Origin of the sequence: Marinobacter sp. GH_1 (genome assembly GCF_048595985.1) — a bacterium.
GTDB classification, from domain to species: domain Bacteria; phylum Pseudomonadota; class Gammaproteobacteria; order Pseudomonadales; family Oleiphilaceae; genus Marinobacter; species Marinobacter shengliensis.
Genome location: NZ_CP184460.1, coordinates 4,107,626 through 4,131,791, shown reverse-complemented (window position 1 = coordinate 4,131,791; position 24,166 = coordinate 4,107,626). Strand labels below are relative to the sequence as shown.

Below are 24,166 nucleotides of genomic sequence, written 5' to 3'. Positions count from 1 at the left end.
TCCGGTTATTCTTCGTCGGACTGACGTTTGATCCACGCCAGCACATGTTCCGAGGGAAGCCTCTGCAGGCCCGGTGGCTGCCAGTCGGTCAGTTCACCCTGGCCAAGCACCAGTAACCCCCCCGGTGCCAGACGCTCTGCTAGCCGTTTGACAATTTCCCGCCGGCGCCAGCGGCGGAAGTAAATCAGCAGGTTCTGGCAGAAGATAATGTTCATGCCGTGCATCGGTGCCTTGTCCAGGTCCAGGACATTGAGCCTGGTAAAACAGACTCGGTCACGGATGCTGTTCACAATCTCAACGGTATTCCGTTCTGATGGACGGAAATACCGGGCTTTCATGTCTTCGTCCATGCCCAGCAATTTGCGGGCATTGAACTGGCCCTGGCGTGCCTTTTCGATGGCGGGCAGGCTGATGTCAGAGCCAGTGACGCCAAACAGGGGCTGCAGTGCCAACTGCCCCATGCATTCATTGAGGATCATCGCCAGGGTGTAGGGCTCTTCGCCGGTTGAACAGCCAACACTCCAGGCTTCCAGGGCACGTTTTCTGAACTGTTCCCGGGGGCGGGTCAGAACATAGTCTGCAACCAGCCGGAAGGCGTCAGGGTCCCGGAAAAACCGGGTTTCCTGAACCGTCAGACGATCAACCAGTGTTGCCCATTCCCTGACGGCATCCGGGCCGTTAACGATTTTCTCGTAATAGGCCTGATAGCTGCTGCAGCCGATTTCCCGCATTCGTATACCCAGATTGGTTTCCAGGAACGAACGGCGTTCGGCCGTCAGGGTGATGCCGGTGCGATGCTCCAGCAGGGTCTGCCACTGGCTGAACTGCGCCTCATCCATATCCGGGAGTCGGCGCAGTGCCCAAATGCCTTCGGCGGGTGACAGTTGGTTATGCATCTGAGCCATAAACCGTCATTCGCCCCGGGCCGGTGATCAGCTGACCACCGGAACGTCGTTGTCTTCCTCTTGCTCCTGATCTGCAAGCTCTTCGTCTGGCAGGGTGAAGCCGGCAACGGAGGACCGCAGTTCAGACGCCATCTCGGCCAGGTTACCGATAGACTTCGCGGTTGCGTTGGTACCGGACGAAGTCTGCGAGGTGATTTCCTGGATGACGTTCATCGTGTTGGAAATGTGCGCCGCAGAGGACGACTGCTGGCGGGCCGCGTTGGAGATGTTCTGGATCAGTTCCGCCAGAGACATGGATACGTTCTCGATTTCCTCGAGGGCGATACCCGCGTCCTGGGCCAGACGGGCACCACGGACCACCTCGGCGGTGGTGTGTTCCATGGAGATAACGGCTTCGTTGGTGTCAGACTGGATCGTCTTAACCAGCGCTTCGATCTGCTTGGTTGCTGCAGAAGAACGCTCCGCCAGTCGCTGAACTTCGTCCGCAACCACCGCGAAGCCCCGGCCGGCGTCACCGGCCATGGAGGCCTGGATTGCGGCGTTCAGAGACAGGATGTTGGTCTGGTCGGCGATGTCGTTGATCAGCGATACGATGTCGCCGATTTCCTGGGAAGATTCACCCAGTCGCTTGATCCGCTTGGAGGTTTCCTGGATCTGCTCACGGATGTTGTCCATGCCGCGGATGGTGTTCTGTACCACTTCCGCGCCTTTCTTGGCGATCGCAACCGACCGCTCCGCAACCGCTGAGGATTCGGCGGCGTTGGAAGATACCTGGTCGATGGACACCGCCATCTCGTTAACCGCAGCAGAGGCGCCGGCAATTTCCTGGGCCTGGTGCTCGGAAGCATCGGCAAGGTGCATGGCCGTGGCCTGGGTTTCCTGGGCCGCTGACGCAACCCGTACAGCGGTACCCCGAATCGCCTGTACCAGCCCGCGCATCTGGTCGATCGCGTAGTTGATGGAGTCGGCGATGGCGCCGGTGAAGTCCTCGGTTACCGTGGCCTCGGTGGTCAGGTCACCATCCGCCAGGTCGGCGAGTTCGTCCAGCAGTCGCAGGATCGCGTTCTGGTTCTGTTCATTCTGCTCCTGAGTCGCAGACAGTCGAGCCTGGGCATCGCGATACAGAGCCACACCGATGATGACCACGATCGCCACCATGGCTGCCAGCAGGAAGAAGGCCAGGGTCGGGCTGATGAAGCGGGAGCTGGACTGACGGGCAAAACCGTCGGCCAGAACGGAGAGCTCAGACAGCAGGATCTCGGAGTTCTGGAAGATGTCACTGGCAGCGGTACGAACCTTGAAGAGGTCGGGAGAGGCTTCAAGGATCGCATCAACGTTCTGGGAAACGAATTCGAACAGCTCGTCTACCGCCTCCAGGCCGTAGATAGCGTCTTCATCGGCTACCCTGGAGATGCCCATGGCGGGGTTGCCGTTAAGCTGACCGTCCAGTACCCGGCCAAACAGGCTGGCGTCACGGCCGAAACGGTCAGCGGCGATAACCGCGTCTTCGTCACCGGACAGTACGTTGTTGACAGAACGCACGATACGCTCTGCCAGCAGCGACTGGCGCTGGGCCAGGGCAATCTGCTCCGCCGGAGCGTTGTTGTCCAGCAGGATCTGTACGATGTCATCGTACTCCACCTGCAACTGGGGAATGGTTTCGTTCAGGGTCCGGGCTACTTCGTGCAGGCCAAGTACCGCATCCCGGGTAGACAGGATGCTGTCGGCGTTGTCCCGAACCGTGTTCCAGTTCTGCTGAACGCCACTCTGCTGGGCCATTTCACTGGCAGGCAGGCCGGTGGCCGGATTACCTTCTGAGACGAATGACCAGAGCTGCTGGAAGTCATCCCGGGAGCGACGAAGCTGGTCAAAGGCTTCGGCGGTACCGCCGGCGGCCTCGGTGGCGTTCTTCGCGATCTCCTGGGAGAGCACCCGCATTTCGGCGGTGTTGGCGATGTATTCCTGGTCGTTCTGGCTATCCCTGTTAATAATGAACAGGACCACAACGAGCAGGACGGTGAGTGCAATCAGCGCAGCGATCAGGCCGGCAACCAGTCTGTTGCCCCCCTGTCCCATGCTGAGTCTTCCGGCTCTGTTTTTCATTTTCTGGCTCCCGGCCTCTTTCTTTCTGGAAATGGCAAGTTTTTGTAACGGGTTTCAGACGGTCAGGGTGATGTTCCTGCCAGTGCTCACACCCTTACCACTGTGCGACATCGAGAAAACGCTCATCTTCCACCAGATCGGCGGCAGAGAACACTTTCCAGACCTCCTCGTTGCGCTCATAACCACCGGTTACGAACGGACGAATGCTGTCGGGTACTCCCTCGGGAGTCGCCCTGAAACTGTCTTTTGCAAAGTACTGCATGCCCAGCACGGAATCGACCACCAGGCCGCTGAATACGTCGCCTTCCTCAATGACCAGAACCCGACGCTCGCGCATACTGCGGGAGGATCGGGGAACATCGAAGAAGCCAGCGAGATCAACCAGGGGCAGAAGGCGGCCGCGAACATTGGCAGCACCCATCAAAAACGAGCGAACCCCCGGGATATGAGTAAACCGGGGGACGTGCAGGATTTCGGTGACTTCACCCATGGGTGCGACATAGCGCTCACCCGCCAGAACAAAACCGATGCCGTTCCAGAGTTCAACGGCTTCCTGTTGTTCCGGAAGGCCGGCGGCTAATGACCGGCTGCGCTGGGCGATATCCGTCAGAACGGCGAAAGGGGCGGCCTGGGCGGACATGCTTACTCCACGGTTAGGGATCAGGCAATCAGGCTGTTGATTGTTTTGATCAGGTCATCTTCGTTAACCGGCTTGACCAGGTAACCCTTGGCGCCCTGGCGGGTTCCCCACACGCGGTCGGTTTCCTGATCCTTGGTGGTGACAATCACAACCGGAATGGACGCAGTTTCTGGCGCGCGGGTCAGCTGGCGGGTGGCCTGAAAGCCATTGAGGCCAGGCATGACCACGTCCATCAGAACCAGGTCCGGGGTTTCTGCGCGGGCTTTGGCCACGCCGTCTGCACCGTTGTCGGCGGTCAGCACTTCGTGCTTGTGTTTTTCCAGGATAGTGGAAATCTTTTTAACTTCTGTTGGCGAGTCGTCAACAATCAGAATGCGGGCCATGTTTTCCTCGATAATTACTGGTGTCAGCAGGTTTACTGTTGCGCCTGTGGAATGTACTGACGAATAGTATTGAGCAGCTCATCCTTGCTGAACGGTTTGGTCAGATACTGGTCCGAGCCAACGATGCGACCTTTTGCCTTGTCGAAAAGGCCGTCCTTGCTCGAGAGCATGATAACCGGCGTCTTTTTGAAAGAGGAATTGTTCTTGATAAGTGCGCAGGTCTGGTAGCCATCCAGTCGGGGCATCATGATATCAACAAAAATGATGTCCGGCTGGGAATCGGCAATCTTGGCCAGAGCGTCAAAGCCGTCAGTGGCGGTGATGACCTCACAACCGACCTTTTTGAGAAGGGTTTCTGCGGTGCGACGAATGGTTTTGCTGTCGTCAATCACCATAATCTTCAGATTCTCGAAGTTGTCATCCATTGTCCAACTGCCTTGCGCTCTAGCGACTGTCGTTATTTTCAAACGGGGGTTTTAACACAAACCTTAAGGTTGTTCTATAAACCCCGCTCATTTATAGAGTATCGATGGCCGGATAAAAAGTATTAGTTTGTGACCAAATGTACTTCTGCCTGTGCCGTCACGGATTTAACTGTGGATTTCACCGGGTGCAATCAAGGCTCGGGTACAATACCATTTCCAGCATAGCACTTTATCGCTGGTTCGCTCTGCTGACCGGTTCGTGTTTTCACATCGAAATTCCAGGAGACTCTGATGACAGTCCGGCTCGGGATCGTGATGGATCCTATCGAAGACATCAGCTTCAAGAAAGACAGTTCGCTGGCCATGTTACTGGCGGCGCAGAAACGCGGTTGGCAGATCGAGTATATGGAACAGCACGATCTGTATCTGGCGGGTGGCCAGGCCCGTGCCCACACCCGCGATCTCACCGTGCATATGGACCCGGAAAACTGGTTCAGCTATGGCGCCAGCCAGGATCGGGCCCTGGGTGATCTGGATGTGATTCTGATGCGCAAGGATCCTCCGGTGGATCGCGAGTTCCTGATGGCCACTTATATATTAGGGGCTGCTGAGCAACAGGGTGCGCTGGTGGTCAATCCGGCGGCCACGCTGCGGGATTGCAACGAGAAGCTGTTTGCCACCCAGTTCGAGGACCTCACGCCACCGTTGATCGTCACCCGTTCCTCCCAGCGTTTCCGGGAGTTCTATGCCGAGCATGGCGACATCATCATGAAACCCGTGGATGGCATGGGCGGCCGGTCGATTTTCCGGGTCAGGGAAAACGATGCGAACCTTGGGGTGATCATTGAAACCCTGACCAACCATGGCGCCCACCAGGCGATGGCGCAGAAATTCATTCCGGAAATCACCGACGGCGACAAGCGGATTCTGCTGATCGAGGGCGAGCCGGTGCCTTACGCCCTTGCGCGAATTCCATCCCAGGGTGAAAATCGCGGCAACCTGGCGGCCGGGGGGCGTGGAGAGGGGCGCGAACTGACCGCGCGGGATCGTGAAATCTGTGCCCGCGTAGCGCCGGTGATCAAGGAAAAAGGGCTGATGTTTGTCGGGCTGGATGTGATTGGCGATTACCTCACCGAAATCAATGTCACCAGCCCAACCTGTATCCGCGAGCTGGATGCGGCCTTTGGCATCGACATTGCCGGCATGCTGATGGATGCCATTGATCGGCGCCTGGGCCGGAGCTGAGTCAGGCTTCCTCCAGGCACGTGCAGATAAACTATCAGGAAAGGTAATGGCAGTTCAGGTAAGCGATTTCGACCGGTTGTCCTTCACGCTGTTCATGGCGCTGGCGGTGCATGCCATTGTGGTTCTGGGCATTACCTTTGCTCCGGAGTCTCCCCGTTCGTCTGCCCAGACCATGGAGATTACGCTCTCGCAGTTTGATGATGAGCAGGCTCCGGATGAGGCGGATTTTCTGGCCCAGACCAGCCAGCGGGGCAGTGGCACGGAAGAAGAGGCCATGGAGATGACCACGCCGGAACCAGCCGAAATCAGCCAGCCCGAAATGGCCCAGGTGCAGCCTGAGCCCCAGACCACCACACAACCGCAACCCCGGGAAGAGCGTGCGGTGGTCCAGACCGAAACGACGGCGAGCCGGCAGGTAGAGCAGCCCGAAGACCGGTCAGAGCCTGAGCCGGAACCGTTGCCACGCAGTGAGCGCAAAAGCCTGATGGAGCGGAGCCTGGAAATTGCCAGCCTGGAAGCCCGGTTTGATGCCCAGCAGCAAGCCTATGCTCGCAAGCCAAGGGTCATGCGGGTGACGGCGGCCTCCACCCTCAGGTCAAGCAATGCCTGGTACGTTCAGAACTGGGTAAACAAGGTTACCCGGGTGGGCAACATCAATTATCCGACTGAAGCGAGGCAGGCCGGAATCTACGGAAATCTGCGTATGCTGGTTTCTCTGCGCAAAGATGGCACAATCAAGGAAGTGGCGATACTCCAGTCGTCCGGCAGCACGGTACTTGATGATGCCGCCATTCGCATTGTGCGCATGGCCGCGCCCTTTGCACCCTTCCCGGAAGAGATGCAGCAGGAAGTGGACGAACTGGAGATCATACGTACCTGGTCGTTCCAGCAGCGGGGGCTTACATCCGGATGACAGCGTCCAAGCAAACCGACGGTAATCTCAGGCATCACTTTCTGGTGGCGTCACCGTGGCTCGCCGACCCCCGTTTCCATGGCGGTGTTATTTACCTCTGTGAGCATTCCGAAGAAGGGGCCCTTGGGCTGATGATCAATCAGCCTCTGGATATCCACCTGGGAGAAATCCTCGAGCAGCTGGACATGCATGGCGGTGAGTTGGACCTGCCGGTTTTCACCGGTGGCCCGGTGCAGCCGGAACGGGGTTTTGTGCTCCACTCGCCTGGCCAGCAATGGCAAAGTACGGCACTGGTGACCGATGACGTTCTGCTCACCACCTCCCGGGATATTCTGGAAAGTATTGGTCGCGATGAGGGACCGGATGAGTTTCTGGTGGCTCTGGGTTACTCAGGCTGGGGTGAAGGGCAGTTGGAAGAAGAACTCGGCAGCAACGCCTGGCTGACCTGCCCGGCGAGCACCGATATCCTGTTCCGGACACCGGTCAGCCAGCGTTATGAAGCGGTACTCAGGTTGATTGGTGTCGATCTGAACCAGCTCAGTGATTCGGTGGGCCATGCCTGAACAAGGTAACCGTCGGCTGCTGGCCTTTGATTTCGGAACCCGTCGCATCGGTGTCGCTTCCGGTCAGGAACTGCTCGGCACCGGCCAGCCCCTGGCCATGATCCCGGCGAGGGACGGTATCCCGGACTGGCAGCAGGTCGAGAAACTTCTGGCGGAATGGCAGCCGGATGTCGTACTGGTCGGGTTACCGCTGAATATGGATGATACCGAGAACGACATGTGTGCCCGGGCCCGCAAATTTGGCAAGCGCCTGCACGGTCGTTTTCATGTGCCGGTAGAGATGGTGGATGAGCGACTGACCAGCTTTGAAGCCAAGGGCGATGTGATGGCTGCCGGTGGCAGCCGTGATTTTGGTCGCCATGGGGTGGATGACCGTGCCGCAGTACTGATATTGGAAACCTGGTGCCGGGAACAGGCCGGCTGATCTGACTGATGAGGCTCTGATGACCGCATTGATGGATATCAACCAGTTGCTGGATGAACTGGAAACCGGGTTACGCCGGATTCTTGAGCAACGTGGTATCGACAACCCTGTGTTGATTGGCATTCGCACCGGTGGCGTCTGGCTGGCCGATGTCATTGGCAAGCGCCTGGGTATAGAACAGCCGTTTGGTGAACTGGATATCTCCTTCTATCGGGACGACTTCAGTCGCATTGGCCTGAACCCGAAAGTGAAGCCCTCCAGCCTGCCTTTTGACACCGAAGGCCGTGACATCATCCTGATTGATGATGTGATCATGAGTGGGCGAACCATTCGAGCCGCGATGAATGAGATCTTCGATTACGGTCGTCCTGCCAGTATCATACTGGCCACCTTGATTGATCTGGGTGCCCGGGAGCTGCCGATTCAGCCCGATGTGGTCGGCCACTCCCTGGCGCTGGAAGCGCATCAGCGCGTCAAGTTGCGCGGCCCCGAGCCGTTGCGCATCGAACTTCAGGACTCCGGGCAGTAACACCCCCAATTGACGACAGGCGAGCCATGACCGCAAACGATCCCTCCCCGAACCACTTGCAGCTGACCCGGGATGGTCAGTTGCGGCATTTTCTCACTTTGGACGGCCTGGGCCGGGAGCTGCTGACCGACATTCTGGATACCGCCGATTCCTTTATCGAAGTGGGTGAGCGCAGCATCAAGAAGGTGCCGCTGTTGCGGGGCCGCACCGTCGTTAACCTGTTCTTCGAATCCAGTACCCGTACCCGCAGTACCTTTGAGCTGGCCGCCAAGCGGCTGTCTGCCGATGTGCTGAACCTGGACATCAACACGTCGGCCACCTCCAAAGGGGAATCCCTGTCAGACACCCTGCTTAACCTGGAGGCCATGGCCAGCGACATGTTCGTGGTGCGGCATTCCCAGAGCGGGGCGCCGCACTTTATCGCCGAAAGCGTGACCCCGGGCGTGGCCATCATCAATGCGGGCGATGGCAGGCATGCCCACCCCACCCAGGCGATGCTCGACATGCTCACCATTCGCCAGCACAAGGGGCGTTTTGAAGGCCTGAAAGTGGCCATTGTCGGCGACGTATTACACTCCCGGGTTGCCCGTTCCCAGATCCGGGCCCTGAACGAACTGGGCGCAGAAGAGGTGCGGGTGATTGCCCCCGGTACCCTGTTGCCCAGGGATGTGGAAGATCTTGGCTGCACCGTGGAATATGACATGGCCCGCGGCATGAAAGACTTGGACGTGGTGATCATGCTGAGGCTGCAAAAGGAGCGTATGGAAGGGGCACTGCTGCCCAGCGAGCGGGAATTCTACCGCCTGTATGGCTTGAATCAGGAGAAGCTGGCGCTGGCCAGGCCGGACTGCATTGTGATGCACCCGGGCCCGATCAACCGGGGTGTCGAGATTGAATCGGCGGTGGCGGATGGTCCTCAATCGGTGATCTTGAACCAGGTAACCAATGGTATTGCCATCCGGATGGCGGTCATGTCCATGGCGATGGGTGGGCAAATGGCAGAGCGACAGCAAAAACAGACAGACAGCGAGGGACATCGGGCATGAGTGTCAGCCAGCAAGATAACAGCACCAGCCTGGTGATTACCGGTGGCACACTGTTCGATGCTCATGGGCAATTGACCGACAATCCCGGGCTGTTGGTTCGCGACGGAAAGATTGCCGCTGTCGGTTCTGAGGCGCAGCAGGCCGGTGTAGCCCGGAGTGTTGACGCCAGTGGCTGTGTGATTTCCCCGGGGTTTGTGGATTTGTGTTGCAACCTCCGGGAACCCGGTAATGGTCAGAAGGGCAATATTGCCTCGGAAACCCGGGCAGCCGCCCACGGTGGTTTCACCACGGTTTGCGCCAGCCCGGAAACCTCTCCGGTCAATGATTCCAGCGCCGTGACCCATCTGATTCGTGAAGGTGCGGCTACCCGTGGTGTGGTGAATGTGTTGCCCGTTGGAGCGATTACCCGTGGCCTGGAAGGTGACTTGCTCAGTGATATGGCGGGCCTGAAGAACGCCGGTTGCGTGGCAGTGGGTAACGGTTCCCGTGGGGTGCGCAATGCCCGTATCCTGCGCCGGTGTATGGCCTATGCCCAGACATTCGACCTGACAGTGATGTTCAGTCCGGAGAACCAGGCCCTGGCCGCGGACGGCTACGCTCACGATGGTCAGGTGGCGACCCGCCTGGGCCTGCTGGGCATCCCGGAAGTAGCGGAGACGGCTGCGGTCATGGAAATGCTGTTGCTGGCGGAGGAGACCGGGGTACGACTGCACCTGAGCCAGTTGTCCTGTGGCCGCAGCGTCGAGATGCTGGCGGAGGCCCGGAAACGGGGAATCCAGGTGACTGCCGATGTCGCCATGCATCAGCTGGTGTATACCGAAGATGCACTGGCGGGCTTTGATAGCCGTTTTCACGTACGCCCGCCGCTGCGCTCCGAGAGTGATCGCCAGGCGCTGCTGGCAGGCGTTCGCGAGGGTGTGATTGATGCCATCGTCAGCCAGCATCAGCCCCACGACAGCGCCGCCAAGCAGGCGCCACTGCCGGCCACCGAACCTGGCCTGTCCAGCATCGAGAGCGTGTTGTCCCTGGGGTTGGGGCTGGTGGCGTCTGGTGAACTTGAGATGCCTGACCTGCTGTCTGCGCTGACCATTGGTCCATCCCGGGTTTTGGGCCGGGAATGGGCGCTGGCTGAGGGTGTGGCGGCAGACCTGTGCATTTTCGACCCCAAAGGCCATTGGGTACCGTCCCCATCTACCCTAGTGTCAGCCGGACACCATGCCCCCCGTTTCGGATGTGAGCTGCCGGGGTTAATGAAGCTAACGCTGGTTGGCGGACGGACCGCCTGGCAATAGTGACACTGCTGAAAATGCGGCAGAGGTTGGCCAACCTCTGTCGACGCCATCACAGATTACCCTGTTTTTGCTGAAAAACTCTTGAAGAGAGGCACCTGAGCCAACGTATTCTATGGCTCGGCCACTTATGGTCATCAAAAGGACGACGGAAAATGCCGGCGGCCCGCTGTGCCGGTGTCCGACAATAATAATTCAGGAGTCATCCCGTGAAATCAGTCAGTTTATCCCGCCGTATTGCCATGGCGGCTGCTTTGTGCGCCACCCTGGTTACCCCTGCTCTGGCGAAAGCCGAAACCGAGATTCTCGAGCGCAGCTTTTGCGTGTTTGATCCCGTGGGCGCCAACGGCCCGCTGTTTGCCATTACCAAAGAGTTCCAGCCGGTCGCCATGCAGCGAGGCATCAGGCTGAACCTGCGGGCTTACACCGATGAAAAGGTTGCCGCCGAGGACTTCAAGGCGGGCCAGTGCGACGCAGTGCTGCTCACGGGCACCCGCGCCCGTGAGTTCAACAAATTTACCGGCAGCCTGGAGGCCATGGGTGCCGTCCCTGGCGAGCAGGAAATGCGCCTGTTGTACAACACCCTGAGCCAACCCCAGGCACGCCAGTTCCTGGTTGAAGGGCCCTACGAGGTGGCCGGTGTATTCCCCGGTGGTGCTATCTACCTGCACACCCGTGATCGCAACGTCGACTCGGTTGAAAAGCTCCAGGGCAAGCGCATCGCCACCCTGGATTATGACAGTGCGTCGGTGCGCATGGTTCGTCATGTAGGCGCGTCAGTGGTGGGCTCCAATTCCGCCAACTTTGCCGGCAAGTTCAACAATGGCAGCGTGGACCTGGCCTACGCCCCGGCGGTGGCCTATCAGCCACTGGAATTGTACAAGGGCGTTAACACCAAGGGTGGCGTGTTCAAATACGCCCTGGGGTACATGAACTTCCAGGTCATCATCCATCGTGACCGGTTCCCGGATGATGCGGGCCAGATGGTGCGTGATGAATCGATCAAGCGGATTGATCAGGCCTACGAGATTATCGCCGAGGCAGAAGCTGGCATTCCGGAAGAGGTATGGATGCACCCGCCTCAGGAAGATGTGGCCGAGTACGACCGGATGCTGCGTCAGGTGAGGCTGTCTCTGCTGGAGGATGGCGTGTATGACGAGCGTGCGATCAAACTGATGCGTGCCATTCGTTGCCGGGTGGACGGTTCGCGTTCGGAGTGTGCGTCTTAAGTCTGAAGGGCGTTGCTGGGCCTGTCAGGTAGAAGCTGGCCCGCCGGTTGGCGGGCCGGATCCGGTTAACGGATCGCGTCTTTCAGGGCCTTGCCGGCCTTGAATCCGACGGTCTTGCTGGCGGGGATCTGGATGGTGGCGCCGGTTTGAGGGTTGCGGCCTGTGCGAGCCTCGCGGGAGCGAATGCTGAAGGTGCCGAAGCCAATGAGCGTGGTGTCTTCACCCCGGGCCGCTGCCGCAGACAGCTGATCGGTAAAGGCGTTGATAACTTCGCTGGCTTTTTCCCGGGTCAGGCCGGTTTTATCGGCAATGGCGGCGGCAAGCTCTGGTTTGCGCATCGGATACTCCTGTTTGATTTCGTTCTGATTATTGTGTTTGACCGCAAGGCAGACCCTGCGGTTGAAGCAATCTATAGTGGCTTTGGCCGAAATGTGCAAACCCTGTTCGGTTACGAACTGTGGCCGCAGGCGTCATTTGCGGGGTTGGTCTCATAAACCGGAGCCCGGTTTGGTCATAATGCATGGCCGGTTACAGGATGTAACAAAACGATTCTGGCGGCGCCAGGCGCTGACGTTTTCTGAATAACACAAGAATAAAAGGGTGTTGATGCTATGAATGATTTCCGCAAAGCCGGTTCCGGAATTCGTGGGCTGGTGGCCGCTGTTGGTGCCAGCCTGGTGCTCACCGGTTGTGGTGCCGTCAATCACATGATCTACAAAACCACCGGTGATGTGATGCAAGGGTTCTCACGCAATCACACGGTGCCTTACCTGCTGGAATCCGATGACCTGGCCATGGGTTGCTCCATGAGTGAGGCGACAGCCCCCCTGCTGATGTCGTTTGGCCGCGTGACCCGCGAACCGGACCAGCTTGCGGTTATGCTGTACCTCTCGGCGGGCGGTTGTGCGGAGGAGCAGGCCAGGGAGCATGAGCTGGCTGCGGCGCGGGCAATGTATTCCATGAACGCCGGTGAGGCCCAGGATGCGATGATCCGGCAGAAACGGTCCCATACCCAGGCGGCAAAACGATACCTGAAGGGCTGGCAGCATCACCACGCCCATTACGGTGATCCGGACGGCGGGGAATGCCCCAAATTCAAAGACGATCTGGATGAGTTCATTTACCTGGCCGGCTTGTTGTCCGGGTTGCAGGCATTGAATGCCCAGATACAGGCATCGTCCTCAATTGGTGTGCCATTCAATACCGGTTCAGTGGTTGGCCGGGCGACCCAGTGCCTGGACAACAAGAAATGGTGGGGCGCGCCGATGGGGCTGCGGGCAACGGTCTGGGCCATGATTCCGGGCACCCAGCCGGAAGGTGAAGACGCCTTTGAACGACTGGCTATCGCCAGCAAGCAGGGCGAAGAGGCGGGCGTCAGGCTCGGCCACGTTTTCCACGCGATCGCCGCAGTAAACAAGAACGACGAAGCCTTGATCAAATCGGTGATCCGGGACCACGCCGAATCGTTGAAGAATGACTCGTCCAGCGACCAGTGGCGGTTTGTTGATGCCATGGCCAGCAACATGCTGGTGGCCATTTCTGATCGTTTGTGGGTCGAGAACACCGGCCACCGGACCCCCATCGGTCAATTCGGCAGCTTCTGGGATGATCAGCGGGCGCCGGTCGAAACCATGGATCTGGATGATCTGCTGTAACTCCTTCAAATTCCAGGGTAGGTTTTATGACTAAGGGTGGTCTGCAACGTTCCGGGCTGGAATGGTTCTCTTCCTTGCCGGCGTGTCTGTTGCTGCTGGCTGTGGTGTTGTTCTCGACCAGCAGTGATATCCATAACCAGATGCTGCGCGGTGGTGAGCAGCTCTGGAGCGGATACTACAAACTCCGCATGGATCCGGTGCAACCGGAGTGCAACCCGGACCGGGATATTGAAGCTGCGGTTGCGGAGGAAATGGCGGCAGGGGCTCCAGACGATGACCCCATGGCGGCTTTGCTTGGTGCACATGAAAAGAATCCGGCGGATGTCCGGCTGGCCATCGAGCGATCAGTCGGTGAGTGTCAGGCGGCCCATGCCAGCTATCTTGAGCTGCAGGATCAATTGACGCCCGGGGTGAAAGCCTATCGTGCGGTGGAATTGTTCGTGGCTGATCTGATCGCCTTCGGCCTGGCGGGCCAGCGTTATATCCTGGTGATTCTGGTGATGCTGTGTGCGGTTACCGCAACCCTGACCCGACACCACATCGCCATGCGGGCGATGGAAACCAGGCTCGATTACATCGTTTCCCATACCCTGCAGACCATTGCCAACGCCATGCTGTTGGGCTCCAGTGCCATCTTCCGGCAATCCAGCCTGGGTAGCAGTACTGCGGTTTCCGGTGAGGAGCTGATGCTCCACAATCTGTGGATTGTCGGTTTTGCCTGTCTCACCCTGGCCAGCCTGTATCGGCTGTTCCGGGTGCCCTCCAATCTACAGGAGGGTGGTCGGCTCGGGCAGGCCTTCCTTGCGGTGCCATTGTATACCGTCATGTGCCTGATCTCCGGCACTTATTTTGCGATGATCGGCCACTCCTCGGGTATTGGTATCTACCTGGGTAAGATGATGGAGCTGGCGGACATGTTCCTGAACGTTGGGCTGTACGTTTGGGTAGGCATGATGCTCAAGCAGACCCGTCTGGCGACCCTCGTGTTCAACGTATTCCGGCCCTGGCGCATGCCCCCGGAAATGCTGGCGGTTGTTGCCGTATTGGTGGCCGCTGTGCCGACGGCTTATACCGGTGCTTCCGGGATCTTTGTCATCGCAGCCGGCGCCGTGATTTACAGCGAACTGCGGGCCGCGGGCGCGAGACGGCACCTCGCCTTGGCCGCCACGGCCATGTCCGGTTCGTTGGGCGTGGTTCTGCGGCCATGCCTGCTGGTGGTGGTGATCGCCTACCTGAACCGGGAAGTGACGACCGACGAACTGTTCGGTTGGGGTATCTGGGTATTTGTCCTGACCGCGACCATGTTCGGTCTGGTGGCGATGTCGGTCAACCGGCAGAGCAAATTCGACCTGGCGCCGACCGCTCAGGCTTTCCCGGCCTCGTTCCGGGCACTCCGGCCACTGCTGCCCTACGCCCTGGTGATCGCCGGTGTTGTTCTGGTGTATCGGTTCGCCCTGGACGTGAAGATGGATGAGTTCTCCGCGCCACGGTTGCTGCCGGTGATCATGCTGGCGATTCTGGTCTATGAACATGTCAGTCTGAAGAAGCGGACTAGCCCGGAACCAGGGCAGGCTCGCCATCCGGGCCTCGAGCGCAGTATTCGTGGCGCAACCAACGATACCACCGCTGAAATCGGAGCACTGCTGTTGCTCCTTGGCCTGTCAGTCAGCATTGGTGGTGTCATCGAGCGTTCCCACATCATGGAAGCCTTCCCGCAGGCCTTCGATAGCGCCTGGTCTGCCATGTTGCTGATGGTGGTCATCCTGGTAATCCTGGGTATGATCATGGATGCTTTCGGTGCCGTGATTCTGGTCACTGCTACCGTAGCCACCATTGCCTATTCCAGTGGTATTCACCCGATCCACTTCTGGATGGTGACGCTGGTGGCCTTCGAACTGGGTTACCTGAGCCCACCGGTGGCACTCAATCACCTGCTGACCCGTCAGGTGGTGGGTGAGGCCGAGGTGCTGGCTGCCCAGCGTGAGGGTGGCACCTTCTACCAGCGCCATGAGCGTATCATCATGCCGCTGATTGCCATGGGTATTTCCCTGCTGCTGGTGGCCTTCGTGCCGCTGTTGTTCTACGCCACCTGACCCGAGGGGCTTCGGCCCCTGCCAGTATCAGACAACAAAAAAAGCGCCGTGCTCTCGCAGGGCGCTTTTTTGTTGGGGCAGGCTCAGCTCAGTTTCGGGCCGGCCTCGACGATGGCGTCTGCCACATCGAACTTCTTGAAGTTTTCCACGAACTGGGCAATCAGCTCCTGGGCCTTGCCGTCATAGTATTCCGGGCTGGTCCAGGTGTTGCGTGGGTTCAGCAGTTCGGTGTCGACACCAGGGATGTGCTTGGGCACGTCCAGGTTCAGGGCGTCCAGATGCTCGGTTTCCACGTCATCCAGATCGCCATTCTGGATGGCGGCAATGATGGCGCGCGTGGTCGGAATGCTGAAACGCTTGCCTTCGCCATAGGGGCCGCCGGTCCAGCCAGTATTGACCAGGAATACCTTGCTGCCGAACTCGTCGATCCGCTTCATCAGCAGCTCGGCGTATACGCCGGCCGGACGCGGGAAGAAGGGGGCGCCAAAGCAGGTTGAGAAGGTGGATTTCAGCTTGGACGAAGAGCCCATCTCGGTTGAACCAACCAGTGCGGTGTAACCACTCAGGAAGTGGTAAGCGGCCGCTTCACGGCTCAGGATGGAGACCGGGGGCAGAACGCCAGTCATATCACAGGTCAGGAAGATAATGTGCGACGGCTCGCCGGCGCGGTTCTCCAGAACCCGCTTCTCCACGTGCTCCAGCGGGTAGGCGCAGCGGGAGTTTTCGGTGAGGGAAACATCGGTGTAATCCGGCTCACGGGTTTCCGGATCGATCATCACGTTTTCAACGATGGCGCCAAAACGGATGGCATCCCAGATGATCGGCTCGTTCTTCTGGCTCAGGTCGATGCATTTGGCGTAGCAGCCACCCTCAATGTTGAATACCGTGCCGGGGCCCCAGCCGTGCTCGTCGTCACCGATCAGGAAACGGTGCGGATCGGCAGACAGGGTGGTCTTGCCGGTACCGGACAGGCCGAAGAACAGGCAGGTTTCGCCGTTCTCGCTGACGTTGGCGGAGCAGTGCATCGGCAGTACGTCTTTCTCTGGCAGCAGGAAGTTCTGTACAGAGAACATGGCTTTTTTCATTTCGCCGGCGTAGTGCATGCCTGCCAGCAATACTTTGCGCTTGGCAAAGTTGATGATCACGCAGCCATTGGAGTTGGTGCCGTCACGCTCGGGCACACACTCGAAGTTGGCGGCGTTGAGGATCTGCCATTCCTGCTTGTCGGCCGGGTTGTAGTCATCCGGGCGGATAAACAGGTTGCGGCCAAACAGGTTCTGCCAGGCGGTTTCCGTGGTCATTTTGACCGGCAGGTAGTGTTCGGGGTCAGAGCCGACGTGAACGTGGGAGACAAAACTGTCTTTTTCAGCAATGTAGGCTTCAACACGATCCCAGAGGGCGTCGAACTTGTCGGCGTCGAACGGGCGGTTGATCGGGCCCCAATGGATGTCGTCAGCGGTGCTGGGCTCCTCGACGATAAAACGGTCCATGGGAGACCGGCCGGTACGTTCGCCGGTGGTGACCACCAGGGAACCGTTGGCTGCCAGTTGTCCTTCATTTCTGGCCAGTGCCACTTCAACCAGTCTTGCTGTACTCAGATCATTATAAGTGTTGCTCACTTCGACCTCGCCCTCGGGATGTCTTCGTGATTGCTCAGGCCGTCCCCCCGAAAAAAATTGACGGAAATCTGAACAATCGGGTCAATTCAGGCGCGCTATTATGCCAGAGACGCCGGTAAAAAACGACTGCCCTGAAAGCCGCGCCAGATGCGGCTTCCGGGCAAGTTGAGTGACTGCTTAGTGTAACGTATGACCGGTGAAAAGGTGATCAATGTCATTTCTATTGAAGCGATAGTTTGCGTGACAGAACTGGCAGTCCATGTTGATGCTGCCCTGCTCGTCGAGGATGCTGTAACACTCGTCTTTGCCGATGGCCTCGAGGGCGGCGAGGGTGCGCTCCCTGGAGCAGCTGCAGCGAAAGGCCACCGGTTCGGGATCGAACAGCCGCACGGTTTCCTCGTGGAACAGCCGGTGCAGCAGGGTTTCGCTGTCGAGCGTCAGCAACTCTTCGGCCTCGACAGTGCGCGCCAGGTGATTGACCCGGTTCCACAAATCATCGTCTTCTTCGGTATGGCCCGGCAACCGCTGCAGCATCAGGCCGGCGGCGGTGTCTTCGTTGGCGAACAGGAACAGGCTGGTGGCAATCTGCTCGGACCGCTCGAAATACTCTTCCAGACAGCCGGCCAGCGTATCGGCTTCCCTGGGCACCACGCCCTGATAACGTTGGCCCTGGTCCGGGGTGATGGTGATGGCCATGCGGCCGGTTCCCAGAAGTTCGTTCAGGGTATCGCCGGTAACCGCCTGATCGTCATGGCGGGCAAGGCCTCGGATATGGCGGTCGTGGCTGCATTCGGCCATCAGTGTGCGCAACGAGCCTTCGCCGGCCGCCTGCAAGGACAGGGTACCCTTGAACTTCAGGCTGCTGCTCATCAACACGCTGGCCACCAGCGATTCGCCCAGTAAACGGCGAACGGATTCGGGGTAAGGGGCCTGGGTGCTGATGTCACTGAAACTGTTACCCAGTTGAACCCAGGCACCCCGAACCTGGCTGTGTTCGAAAATAAAACGCTGGAATTGATCTCGGGATGCCATGGTGTCTCCTGACGCTGTCTGTGGGGTTGATGGTACTGCCCGCGCGGAGGGTAATTGAGGCGGGCGTACTCTTTACGAGCTGTGGTGTGATCCGGTTTTACAGGCCGTTCTGGTCCCGGAACCGCTGAATATCCCGGCGGTCTTTCTTGCTCGGCCGGCGGGCGGGTGGTAATTGGGCTGCCTGCATGGTCTTGCGCTGCCAGGCCAGTTCTTCGCGTTTTTTCACGCTGTCACTGGTTTCGTGGTAAAGCTTCTGGGCCTCTGGAGCACCCCTGCGCCGGTCGCTTATTTCATCCACGATCACGATTTTTTCCTGCCAGCCCAGGCGCAAGGTAACCCTGGCGCCAGCTTCGACAATCTTGCCGGGCTTTGTTCGCTGGCTATTGTAGTGCACCTTGCCGCCTTCGATGGCTTCTTTCGCCAGGGAACGGGTCTTGTAGAAGCGCGCGGCCCAGAGCCATTTGTCGAGCCGTACCTTTTGTTCGTCAGCGCTGGTTGCCGTCATATCTCCTCACCGGGTTGGCACCTGCCGTCGGGCTTTGTGTTAACCAGATTATAACCGGCTCGTCATCGGGATGGCAGGGGCTGTTGCGAACGCAGTGATGGCAGCACTTCATCAAAATGGCGAATGCCGGGGATCTCAGGGTGCTGTGCATTGGGTGCCTGGGTGCTGTCGGGCTCAAGAATGGCCAGGCATTGGCCGATGCCTGCCTGGCGGGCACTCTCCAGCACGGGAAAACTGTCGTCCACCATCAGGGTTTTGTCTTGCCGGTACGGGACTTTTCTGCCGAGGTCTCGCCAGAAATCCCGATCTTCCTTGGGTTTGCCGAATTCATGGCTGGAAACGATGGCATCCACATGTTGGTCCAGGCCGGTGCGCTCCAGTTTCAGTGCCAGGGGGTCCGGGTGGCAGTTGGTCACAATGACCGAGCGCAGGCCGGCTTGGCGCAACGAAGACAGAAAGTCGGGCACGTGGGGGCGGTAGCCGATGCGATCACTGACTTCCGCCTTCAGCTGGTTGATATTCACCGAGAGCCGTTCGCTCCAGTAGTCGGTGCAGTACCAGTTCAGTGACCCCCGTTCCGCCATGATCATGGCCACCAGGGTCTCTTTCGCCTGTTGGGGATGCAGGTCGTACTGTTCGGCGTAACGTCTGGGCAAGTGCTCGAGCCAGAAGTGCGAGTCGAAGTGAAGATCCAGCAGTGTTCCATCCATATCCAGGAACACGGTATCGAGGGTTGACCAATCCACCATAAACAAAAACAGCCTGAAGGGTTTCCTTCAGGCTGCCTCAGATTCCGGCGGCTGGCAAGCCGGGATTCTACTGATCGCCGGAGTAGGCTCAGTCAGCAGCTTGTTCAACCGTTTCTGGCTTGCGGCCGGTGCGCGAGCAGCCCAGGCAGCGAACGAAGGTAGCCTTGGCAGGGCCAACAACCAGCACTTCGCCAGCCTCACCGGCGTTGCCGCCGAGGGCGGAGAATGGCAGAGATACCAGATAGACGGCACTGCCAACAATGGTGGTGGCCAGTAGGGCAGGTCGCAGCAGAACCGCATCGGCCGTCATGGCCAGCGCCGAGGGGCTCTCATCGACCGCTCTGGCGTGGCCCAAAGATGAAAAAGCCAGCAGACAGGCTGCCACCGTTGCAACCAGAGTGCGGGAAATCTTGCGGGTCATGACGATTCTCTCCTGTTAATTCTCTGTTAACTATGAATCATATTGCCTGAATTTCAAACGGTTTTTGTTTGTATTGTGTGAGTTGTGTGATGTTGGTTTGCAGTTTCAGCGTTGGCAACGAGGGCAGTACACGGTGGAGCGATTGTTCATCCGGATTTCCTTCAGTACGGTGTTACATTCCGGGCAGGGGGCGCCACCATGCCCATATACCAGCAATGACTGGGCAAAATAACCCGGCTTGCCGTCGCTGTTAACGAAATCCCGCAAGGTGGTGCCGCCCATCAGGATGGCTGCGCTCAGGGTTTCCTTTATGGCTTCAGCCAGCCGGTGATAGCGGTCCAGGCTGATCCGGCCCGCCTTCCGTTTCGGGTGTATGCCGGCTTTGAACAGTGCTTCGTTGGCGTAGATGTTGCCAACCCCGACCACCACATGATTGTCCATGATGAAGGATTTGATCGGGCTCTGTTTGCCCCGGGACAGCCGGAACAGCCAGGCACCACCAAATTCCGGCGACAGCGGTTCCGGGCCAAGATCCCGTATCAGTGGGTGCAGGGTGCAGTCGTCGGACCACAGCCAGCAGCCAAAGCGCCGGGGATCATTGAAGCGCAGGGTGCGGCCGTTGGCGAGACAGACATCAACGTGGTCATGGGCGGCGGCCGGGCTGCCGTCGGTGATCACCCGCAGGCTGCCGGACATGCCCAAGTGTACAATAACAGTGCCGCCATCCAGGTGCAGGAACAGATATTTCGCCCGGCGGTCTACGGACCGGATAACCTGACCCTGCAGGCGCTCCGGTAAATCCTCGGGAATCGGCCAGCGCAGCCGGGCATTACGAATCACTACCCCGTTTATCTTCTGGCCTTCACAGTGGGGCGCAATGCCCTGACGAGTGGTTTCTACTTCGGGTAATTCGGGCACGAAGCCTCCGCTGGCAAACGTATTCTGGGGCCATAAGTGTAAACAGTAACAAAAAAGCCACCAAACGGTGTTGTTGACGCGTACAGCTGTACGCTAAAGTTGGTCAAGCATATTCCCTTCGAGTGTTTGCGAATCTCCCTCCGCAGTATCGCCTTTCGAAGTTGATGAATTCTTGAGGATAATTTATGTGGTTTAACGGTCTCCTTGACCTCTCGGTATGGCAGTTGATAGCGGTCACCCTGGTGCTCACCCATATCACCATTGTCAGTGTTACGCTCTATCTGCACCGTCACTCGGCCCATAACGCCCTGGATCTGCATCCGGTGCTCAAGCACTTTTTTCGCTTCTGGCTGTGGATGACCACTGCGCAGAACACCAAAGAGTGGACCGCGATCCACCGCAAACACCACGCCAAGTGTGAAACCGAGGAAGACCCCCATAGCCCGGTGGTCCTGGGTATCCGCAAGGTCCTGCTGGAAGGCGCAGAGCTTTACGCCGAGGCGGCCACCCCGGAAACCCTCGAGCGCTATGGGCAGCGCACCCCGGAGGACTGGATCGAGCGCAACGTCTATAGCCGATACAAGATGCTGGGCATCATGCTGATGGCGGTACTCAATCTGGCACTGTTTGGCGTCCACGGGATCTGGATCTGGGCGGTACAGATGATGTGGATCCCGGTATGGGCCGCAGGCGTGGTCAATGGCGTTGGCCATTATCTGGGTTACCGCAATTTCGAATGTGCCGATAATGCCCGCAATATCTCGCCTTGGGGCATCCTGATCGGCGGCGAAGAACTCCACAACAACCATCACACCTATCCGAATTCCGCCAAGCTGTCCCGCCGTTGGTACGAAGTGGATATCGGCTGGGGCTATATTCGCCTGTTCCAGTTGTTTGGTCTTGCCAAGCCCAAGGGCTACCGGCCGATTGCTCATTACGTTCCGGGCAAGCAGGAGATGGATGTGGAAACCGTTCAGGCCATCACCAACAGCCGTTTCGACATCATGCGTCAGTACCGCAAGCGGGTCATGGAGCCGGTCTTGCGCCAGCAGCGTTCACTGATGGACGACGAAATTCGTCCCCGCTACCGGAAGCTGAAGCAGCTGTTATCCCGAGAAGCTACGCTGATCAAGCCCAAGGACAAAGAACAGCTGGAAACGGTACTGGAGCGCCACGAAATCCTGCGCCAAATCTACGAGAAGAGCCACGAACTGCAACGGTTGTGGCGTCAGCGCGGGCTGAAACCCCAGGAAAAACTGCAGGCGCTGATGGAATGGTGCAAAGAGGCGGAAGCCAGCGGCATTCGCTACCTGGAAGAGTTCGCGGCGCACCTGCGAGCCTACTCCCTGCGTCCGGTTGCCTGACGCGCCCCGCCGTTGAGGCACCAAAAAAGCCAGATGGGTTCGCTCATCTGGCTTTTTTGTTTTATCGCGACAGCACTAATCCGTTTCCGGGTTAACCCGGTACAGGCTGTAGGTTACCTGGCCCGCGGTCTTCTGCCTGTGCAGCATCCAGCCCGCAGGCACCGGCGGTGTTGCCCGTTCGCTCTCATGCTCCACGTACACCCAGCCACCCGGTTTGATCCATTGGCCGGATTCCAGTAGCGGAAATAATCGTTCCAGCCAGTCCTGTCGGAACGGTGGGTCCATGAACACGATGTCGAAGGGTGGACGCTGCCGGTTGGCCAGAAAACTTTCTGCGCCCTGACACACCACCACACCCTTGTCAGACTTCAATAACCGGAGATTGTCTCGCAGGGCGCTGGCCAGTGCCGGGGTATGGTCGACCAGCGTGGTGCTGGCGGCACCTCGGGAAAGCGCCTCCAGGCCCAGGGCTCCGGAGCCGGCAAACAGGTCCAGACAATCGCTGCCGGCAATCTGGAAGTTGAGCCAGTTAAACAGGGTTTCGCGGGTACGTGCAGGGCTGGGGCGAACACCGCCGGCATCCGGAAATCTCAGCTTTCGGCTGCGCCAGTCGCCGCCGATAATACGCAGCTCCCCGGTACCGCTGGAGAGCGCGCGCGCCGCAGGCGTCGGGCCGGTTTTGCGGTTTGCCGGTTTGCGTCTGGCCATGGTTGTGCTCCGGAGTTCTGAACAGGTTGAATTGTGGGCGATTATGTTACCGGAAAGCAGCCGGCAGGGGATAATGGGTCAGCCCCTCACTTAGGCCTGCAGGTCTGTTAGAATGTGCGCTTTATTTTCGCCCGCCCCTTTCAGACTGATGGTAAGACTATGACGGCAGAGTGGATTTCAATCGGCCTGTTGGCCCTTCTAGTTCTGTTCTTTGTACTGGATATCGCCGGTAACCGTAAGCGTGCCCCCCGGCCGAAAGCGGTGGTTCAGAGTAAACCTGAGGTAGCTCGGGGCCCGGCTCCAGCGGAACCAGAACCAGCCCGGGAAGAACCGGAAGCCGCGCAAGAAGCGCCGGTGGCCGAGGCGCAACCCGAGGCAGCCGCTGCGGAGGCAGAGCCGGCCAAGGAAGTGCCGGCGGCCGAGTTGACCCCAGAGCCCGAACCGGCTCCAGAGCCGGAAGCCCAGGTCAGTGTTTTTGAGCGAATCAGGAAGGGCCTCGGTAAAACCCGCGCCAGCCTGACCGGCGGCCTGGCAGACCTGTTCTCGGTGGGCAAGAAGATCGATGAAGACTTGCTGGAGGAAATCGAAACCACCCTGTTGATGGCCGATGTGGGCGTTACCGCCACTTCCGAGATCATTGAGTCGCTCACCGACAAACTTGAGCGCAACCAACTCAAGGACGGTGCGGCCCTGCGTAAGGCCTTGCGTGAAGAGCTGCATGGCCTGCTGAAGGACGTCACCAAGCCGCTGGATATCCACACCGACAACAAGCCTTACGTCATACTGATGGTGGGCGTGAACGGCGTCGGCAAGACCACCACCATTGGCAAGCTCGCCCGGAAGTTCCAGGCGGAGGGCAAATCCGTCATGCTCGCGGCCGGTGATACCTTCCGTGCGGCCGCGGTGGAGCAGTTGCAGGTTTGGGGAGAGCGCAATAACGTTCCGGTGGTGGCCCAGCACACTGGCGCCGACAGTGCTTCGGTGATTTTTGACGCTATCCAGTCCGCTCAGGCCCGGGGTACCGATGTGGTGATAGCAGACACCGCAGGCCGCCTGCAGAACAAAGACAACCTGATGAACGAATTGACCAAGGTTGTCCGGGTCATGAAAAAGCTGGATGAATCGGCGCCCCACGAAGTGATGCTGGTGCTGGACGCCGGTACCGGCCAGAATGCCCTGAGCCAGGCCCAGGTCTTCCAGCAGGCGGTGGGCGTCAGCGGTATTACCCTGACGAAACTGGACGGCACCGCAAAAGGCGGTATTGTATTTGCCATTGCCCGCCAGCTGCAGCTGCCTATCCGCTTTATCGGTGTGGGCGAGCAGGCCGAAGACCTGCGCAGTTTTGATGCGGAAACCTTTGTCGACGCCCTGTTCGACGACTGAAGCACCGGCTACGGAGCCCGCGCCC

At 58.9% G+C, this 24,166-nt stretch carries 25 protein-coding genes; 12 read left to right on the top strand and 13 right to left on the bottom strand.

Annotation, left to right across the window (positions count from 1 at the left end; translation table 11 throughout):
* Nucleotides 1-5: 5 nt before the first annotated feature.
* The 5 genes from ACNSOI_RS18830 to pilG all read right to left on the bottom strand — a co-directional run bounded on the left by ACNSOI_RS18830 (nt 6) and on the right by pilG (nt 4,456).
* Complete coding sequence (locus tag ACNSOI_RS18830) at nt 6-905, bottom strand: CheR family methyltransferase (RefSeq protein WP_061331967.1); 900 nt, start codon at nt 903-905, stop codon at nt 6-8.
* 27 nt (nt 906-932) lie between these two features.
* On the bottom strand, nt 933-3,008 hold the full coding sequence (locus tag ACNSOI_RS18825) for a methyl-accepting chemotaxis protein (RefSeq protein WP_230715101.1): 2,076 nt from the start codon (nt 3,006-3,008) through the stop codon (nt 933-935).
* A gap of 94 nt (nt 3,009-3,102) precedes the next feature.
* On the bottom strand, nt 3,103-3,648 hold the full coding sequence (locus tag ACNSOI_RS18820; RefSeq protein WP_061331966.1) for a chemotaxis protein CheW: 546 nt from the start codon (nt 3,646-3,648) through the stop codon (nt 3,103-3,105).
* Nucleotides 3,649-3,668: 20 nt separating this feature from the next.
* The gene (pilH, locus tag ACNSOI_RS18815; protein WP_011787171.1) at nt 3,669-4,031 is read right to left on the bottom strand and encodes a twitching motility response regulator PilH; all 363 of its coding nucleotides are present in this window, start codon (nt 4,029-4,031) and stop codon (nt 3,669-3,671) included.
* 32 nt (nt 4,032-4,063) lie between these two features.
* The gene (pilG, locus tag ACNSOI_RS18810) at nt 4,064-4,456 is read right to left on the bottom strand and encodes a twitching motility response regulator PilG (RefSeq protein WP_058090780.1); all 393 of its coding nucleotides are present in this window, start codon (nt 4,454-4,456) and stop codon (nt 4,064-4,066) included.
* A gap of 291 nt (nt 4,457-4,747) precedes the next feature.
* On the opposite strand from pilG, the gene gshB reads away from it, so the two are divergent.
* From gshB to ACNSOI_RS18770, 8 genes are all read left to right on the top strand, one after another.
* Nucleotides 4,748-5,701, top strand: a complete 954-nt coding sequence (gene gshB, locus ACNSOI_RS18805) for a glutathione synthase (RefSeq protein WP_061331965.1) — start codon at nt 4,748-4,750, stop codon at nt 5,699-5,701.
* Between the two features lie 46 nt (nt 5,702-5,747).
* Nucleotides 5,748-6,614 carry an energy transducer TonB gene (locus ACNSOI_RS18800; protein ID WP_286921386.1) on the top strand — a complete coding sequence of 289 codons (867 nt, stop codon included), beginning with the start codon at nt 5,748-5,750 and terminating at the stop codon, nt 6,612-6,614.
* Entirely contained in the window at nt 6,611-7,177 is a 567-nt protein-coding gene (locus tag ACNSOI_RS18795; RefSeq protein ID WP_061331963.1) for a YqgE/AlgH family protein, read from the top strand. Before ACNSOI_RS18800 ends, ACNSOI_RS18795 begins: the two co-directional genes overlap by 4 nt.
* Nucleotides 7,170-7,601 carry a Holliday junction resolvase RuvX gene (gene ruvX / locus ACNSOI_RS18790; protein ID WP_061331962.1) on the top strand — a complete coding sequence of 144 codons (432 nt, stop codon included), beginning with the start codon at nt 7,170-7,172 and terminating at the stop codon, nt 7,599-7,601. Before ACNSOI_RS18795 ends, ruvX begins: the two co-directional genes overlap by 8 nt.
* Nucleotides 7,602-7,620: 19 nt before the next feature.
* Nucleotides 7,621-8,130, top strand: a complete 510-nt coding sequence (pyrR, locus tag ACNSOI_RS18785) for a bifunctional pyr operon transcriptional regulator/uracil phosphoribosyltransferase PyrR (protein ID WP_058090775.1) — start codon at nt 7,621-7,623, stop codon at nt 8,128-8,130.
* Between the two features lie 26 nt (nt 8,131-8,156).
* The gene (locus ACNSOI_RS18780) at nt 8,157-9,176 is read left to right on the top strand and encodes an aspartate carbamoyltransferase catalytic subunit (RefSeq protein ID WP_061331960.1); all 1,020 of its coding nucleotides are present in this window, start codon (nt 8,157-8,159) and stop codon (nt 9,174-9,176) included.
* Entirely contained in the window at nt 9,173-10,468 is a 1,296-nt protein-coding gene (locus ACNSOI_RS18775) for a dihydroorotase (RefSeq protein ID WP_420194774.1), read from the top strand. Before ACNSOI_RS18780 ends, ACNSOI_RS18775 begins: the two co-directional genes overlap by 4 nt.
* Nucleotides 10,469-10,674: 206 nt before the next feature.
* Complete coding sequence (locus tag ACNSOI_RS18770; protein ID WP_106696068.1) at nt 10,675-11,694, top strand: putative solute-binding protein; 1,020 nt, start codon at nt 10,675-10,677, stop codon at nt 11,692-11,694.
* Between the two features lie 65 nt (nt 11,695-11,759).
* Here the strand turns inward: ACNSOI_RS18770 and ACNSOI_RS18765 are convergent, their stop codons facing one another.
* A complete protein-coding gene (locus tag ACNSOI_RS18765; RefSeq protein ID WP_058090771.1) occupies nt 11,760-12,032 on the bottom strand; it encodes an HU family DNA-binding protein in 273 nt (90 codons plus the stop codon).
* Nucleotides 12,033-12,305: 273 nt separating this feature from the next.
* Here ACNSOI_RS18765 and ACNSOI_RS18760 point away from each other — a divergent pair, with 273 nt between their 5' ends.
* Both ACNSOI_RS18760 and ACNSOI_RS18755 read left to right on the top strand, forming a co-directional pair.
* Nucleotides 12,306-13,349, top strand: a complete 1,044-nt coding sequence (locus ACNSOI_RS18760; protein ID WP_286252468.1) for a hypothetical protein — start codon at nt 12,306-12,308, stop codon at nt 13,347-13,349.
* 26 nt (nt 13,350-13,375) lie between these two features.
* Entirely contained in the window at nt 13,376-15,442 is a 2,067-nt protein-coding gene (locus tag ACNSOI_RS18755; protein WP_106696066.1) for a TRAP transporter large permease subunit, read from the top strand.
* 83 nt (nt 15,443-15,525) lie between these two features.
* On the opposite strand, the gene ACNSOI_RS18750 is transcribed toward ACNSOI_RS18755, so the two are convergent.
* From ACNSOI_RS18750 to mutM, 6 genes are all read right to left on the bottom strand, one after another.
* Nucleotides 15,526-17,061, bottom strand: coding sequence for a phosphoenolpyruvate carboxykinase (locus ACNSOI_RS18750; protein ID WP_058090768.1), 1,536 nt, complete (start codon nt 17,059-17,061; stop codon nt 15,526-15,528).
* A 177-nt stretch (nt 17,062-17,238) separates the two neighbouring features.
* Complete coding sequence (hslO, locus tag ACNSOI_RS18745; RefSeq protein WP_072675993.1) at nt 17,239-18,093, bottom strand: Hsp33 family molecular chaperone HslO; 855 nt, start codon at nt 18,091-18,093, stop codon at nt 17,239-17,241.
* Nucleotides 18,094-18,190: 97 nt separating this feature from the next.
* Complete coding sequence (gene hslR, locus ACNSOI_RS18740; RefSeq protein WP_058090766.1) at nt 18,191-18,598, bottom strand: ribosome-associated heat shock protein Hsp15; 408 nt, start codon at nt 18,596-18,598, stop codon at nt 18,191-18,193.
* A 62-nt stretch (nt 18,599-18,660) separates the two neighbouring features.
* Nucleotides 18,661-19,347 (bottom strand): GMP/IMP nucleotidase, encoded by a 687-nt coding sequence (yrfG, locus tag ACNSOI_RS18735; protein ID WP_286252462.1) that lies wholly within the window; start codon nt 19,345-19,347, stop codon nt 18,661-18,663.
* Between the two features lie 88 nt (nt 19,348-19,435).
* Nucleotides 19,436-19,768 carry a hypothetical protein gene (locus ACNSOI_RS18730; protein WP_072675996.1) on the bottom strand — a complete coding sequence of 111 codons (333 nt, stop codon included), beginning with the start codon at nt 19,766-19,768 and terminating at the stop codon, nt 19,436-19,438.
* A 105-nt stretch (nt 19,769-19,873) separates the two neighbouring features.
* A complete protein-coding gene (mutM, locus tag ACNSOI_RS18725) occupies nt 19,874-20,686 on the bottom strand; it encodes a bifunctional DNA-formamidopyrimidine glycosylase/DNA-(apurinic or apyrimidinic site) lyase (RefSeq protein WP_106696062.1) in 813 nt (270 codons plus the stop codon).
* Nucleotides 20,687-20,871: 185 nt separating this feature from the next.
* Here mutM and ACNSOI_RS18720 point away from each other — a divergent pair, with 185 nt between their 5' ends.
* Nucleotides 20,872-22,050, top strand: coding sequence for a fatty acid desaturase (locus ACNSOI_RS18720; protein WP_106696061.1), 1,179 nt, complete (start codon nt 20,872-20,874; stop codon nt 22,048-22,050).
* A 75-nt stretch (nt 22,051-22,125) separates the two neighbouring features.
* Here the strand turns inward: ACNSOI_RS18720 and rsmD are convergent, their stop codons facing one another.
* Nucleotides 22,126-22,758, bottom strand: a complete 633-nt coding sequence (gene rsmD, locus ACNSOI_RS18715; RefSeq protein ID WP_061331949.1) for a 16S rRNA (guanine(966)-N(2))-methyltransferase RsmD — start codon at nt 22,756-22,758, stop codon at nt 22,126-22,128.
* Between the two features lie 159 nt (nt 22,759-22,917).
* On the opposite strand from rsmD, the gene ftsY reads away from it, so the two are divergent.
* Nucleotides 22,918-24,141 (top strand): signal recognition particle-docking protein FtsY, encoded by a 1,224-nt coding sequence (ftsY, locus tag ACNSOI_RS18710; protein WP_061331948.1) that lies wholly within the window; start codon nt 22,918-22,920, stop codon nt 24,139-24,141.
* Nucleotides 24,142-24,166: the final 25 nt, after the last annotated feature.

Excerpts from the sequence above, each read along its gene's own strand:
- ACNSOI_RS18830 (WP_061331967.1), bottom strand. The coding sequence starts at position 905 with ATGGCTCAGATGCATAACCAACTGTCACCCGCCGAAGGCATTTGGGCA.
- ACNSOI_RS18825 (WP_230715101.1), bottom strand. The coding sequence starts at position 3,008 with ATGAAAAACAGAGCCGGAAGACTCAGCATGGGACAGGGGGGCAACAGA.
- ACNSOI_RS18820 (WP_061331966.1), bottom strand. The coding sequence starts at position 3,648 with ATGTCCGCCCAGGCCGCCCCTTTCGCCGTTCTGACGGATATCGCCCAG.
- pilH (WP_011787171.1), bottom strand. The coding sequence starts at position 4,031 with ATGGCCCGCATTCTGATTGTTGACGACTCGCCAACAGAAGTTAAAAAG.
- pilG (WP_058090780.1), bottom strand. The coding sequence starts at position 4,456 with ATGGATGACAACTTCGAGAATCTGAAGATTATGGTGATTGACGACAGC.
- gshB (WP_061331965.1), top strand. The coding sequence starts at position 4,748 with ATGACAGTCCGGCTCGGGATCGTGATGGATCCTATCGAAGACATCAGC.
- ACNSOI_RS18800 (WP_286921386.1), top strand. The coding sequence starts at position 5,748 with ATGGCAGTTCAGGTAAGCGATTTCGACCGGTTGTCCTTCACGCTGTTC.
- ACNSOI_RS18795 (WP_061331963.1), top strand. The coding sequence starts at position 6,611 with ATGACAGCGTCCAAGCAAACCGACGGTAATCTCAGGCATCACTTTCTG.
- ruvX (WP_061331962.1), top strand. The coding sequence starts at position 7,170 with ATGCCTGAACAAGGTAACCGTCGGCTGCTGGCCTTTGATTTCGGAACC.
- pyrR (WP_058090775.1), top strand. The coding sequence starts at position 7,621 with ATGACCGCATTGATGGATATCAACCAGTTGCTGGATGAACTGGAAACC.
- ACNSOI_RS18780 (WP_061331960.1), top strand. The coding sequence starts at position 8,157 with ATGACCGCAAACGATCCCTCCCCGAACCACTTGCAGCTGACCCGGGAT.
- ACNSOI_RS18775 (WP_420194774.1), top strand. The coding sequence starts at position 9,173 with ATGAGTGTCAGCCAGCAAGATAACAGCACCAGCCTGGTGATTACCGGT.
- ACNSOI_RS18765 (WP_058090771.1), bottom strand. The coding sequence starts at position 12,032 with ATGCGCAAACCAGAGCTTGCCGCCGCCATTGCCGATAAAACCGGCCTG.
- ACNSOI_RS18760 (WP_286252468.1), top strand. The coding sequence starts at position 12,306 with ATGAATGATTTCCGCAAAGCCGGTTCCGGAATTCGTGGGCTGGTGGCC.
- ACNSOI_RS18755 (WP_106696066.1), top strand. The coding sequence starts at position 13,376 with ATGACTAAGGGTGGTCTGCAACGTTCCGGGCTGGAATGGTTCTCTTCC.
- hslO (WP_072675993.1), bottom strand. The coding sequence starts at position 18,093 with ATGGCATCCCGAGATCAATTCCAGCGTTTTATTTTCGAACACAGCCAG.
- hslR (WP_058090766.1), bottom strand. The coding sequence starts at position 18,598 with ATGACGGCAACCAGCGCTGACGAACAAAAGGTACGGCTCGACAAATGG.
- yrfG (WP_286252462.1), bottom strand. The coding sequence starts at position 19,347 with ATGGTGGATTGGTCAACCCTCGATACCGTGTTCCTGGATATGGATGGA.
- ACNSOI_RS18730 (WP_072675996.1), bottom strand. The coding sequence starts at position 19,768 with ATGACCCGCAAGATTTCCCGCACTCTGGTTGCAACGGTGGCAGCCTGT.
- ACNSOI_RS18720 (WP_106696061.1), top strand. The coding sequence starts at position 20,872 with ATGTGGTTTAACGGTCTCCTTGACCTCTCGGTATGGCAGTTGATAGCG.
- rsmD (WP_061331949.1), bottom strand. The coding sequence starts at position 22,758 with ATGGCCAGACGCAAACCGGCAAACCGCAAAACCGGCCCGACGCCTGCG.
- ftsY (WP_061331948.1), top strand. The coding sequence starts at position 22,918 with ATGACGGCAGAGTGGATTTCAATCGGCCTGTTGGCCCTTCTAGTTCTG.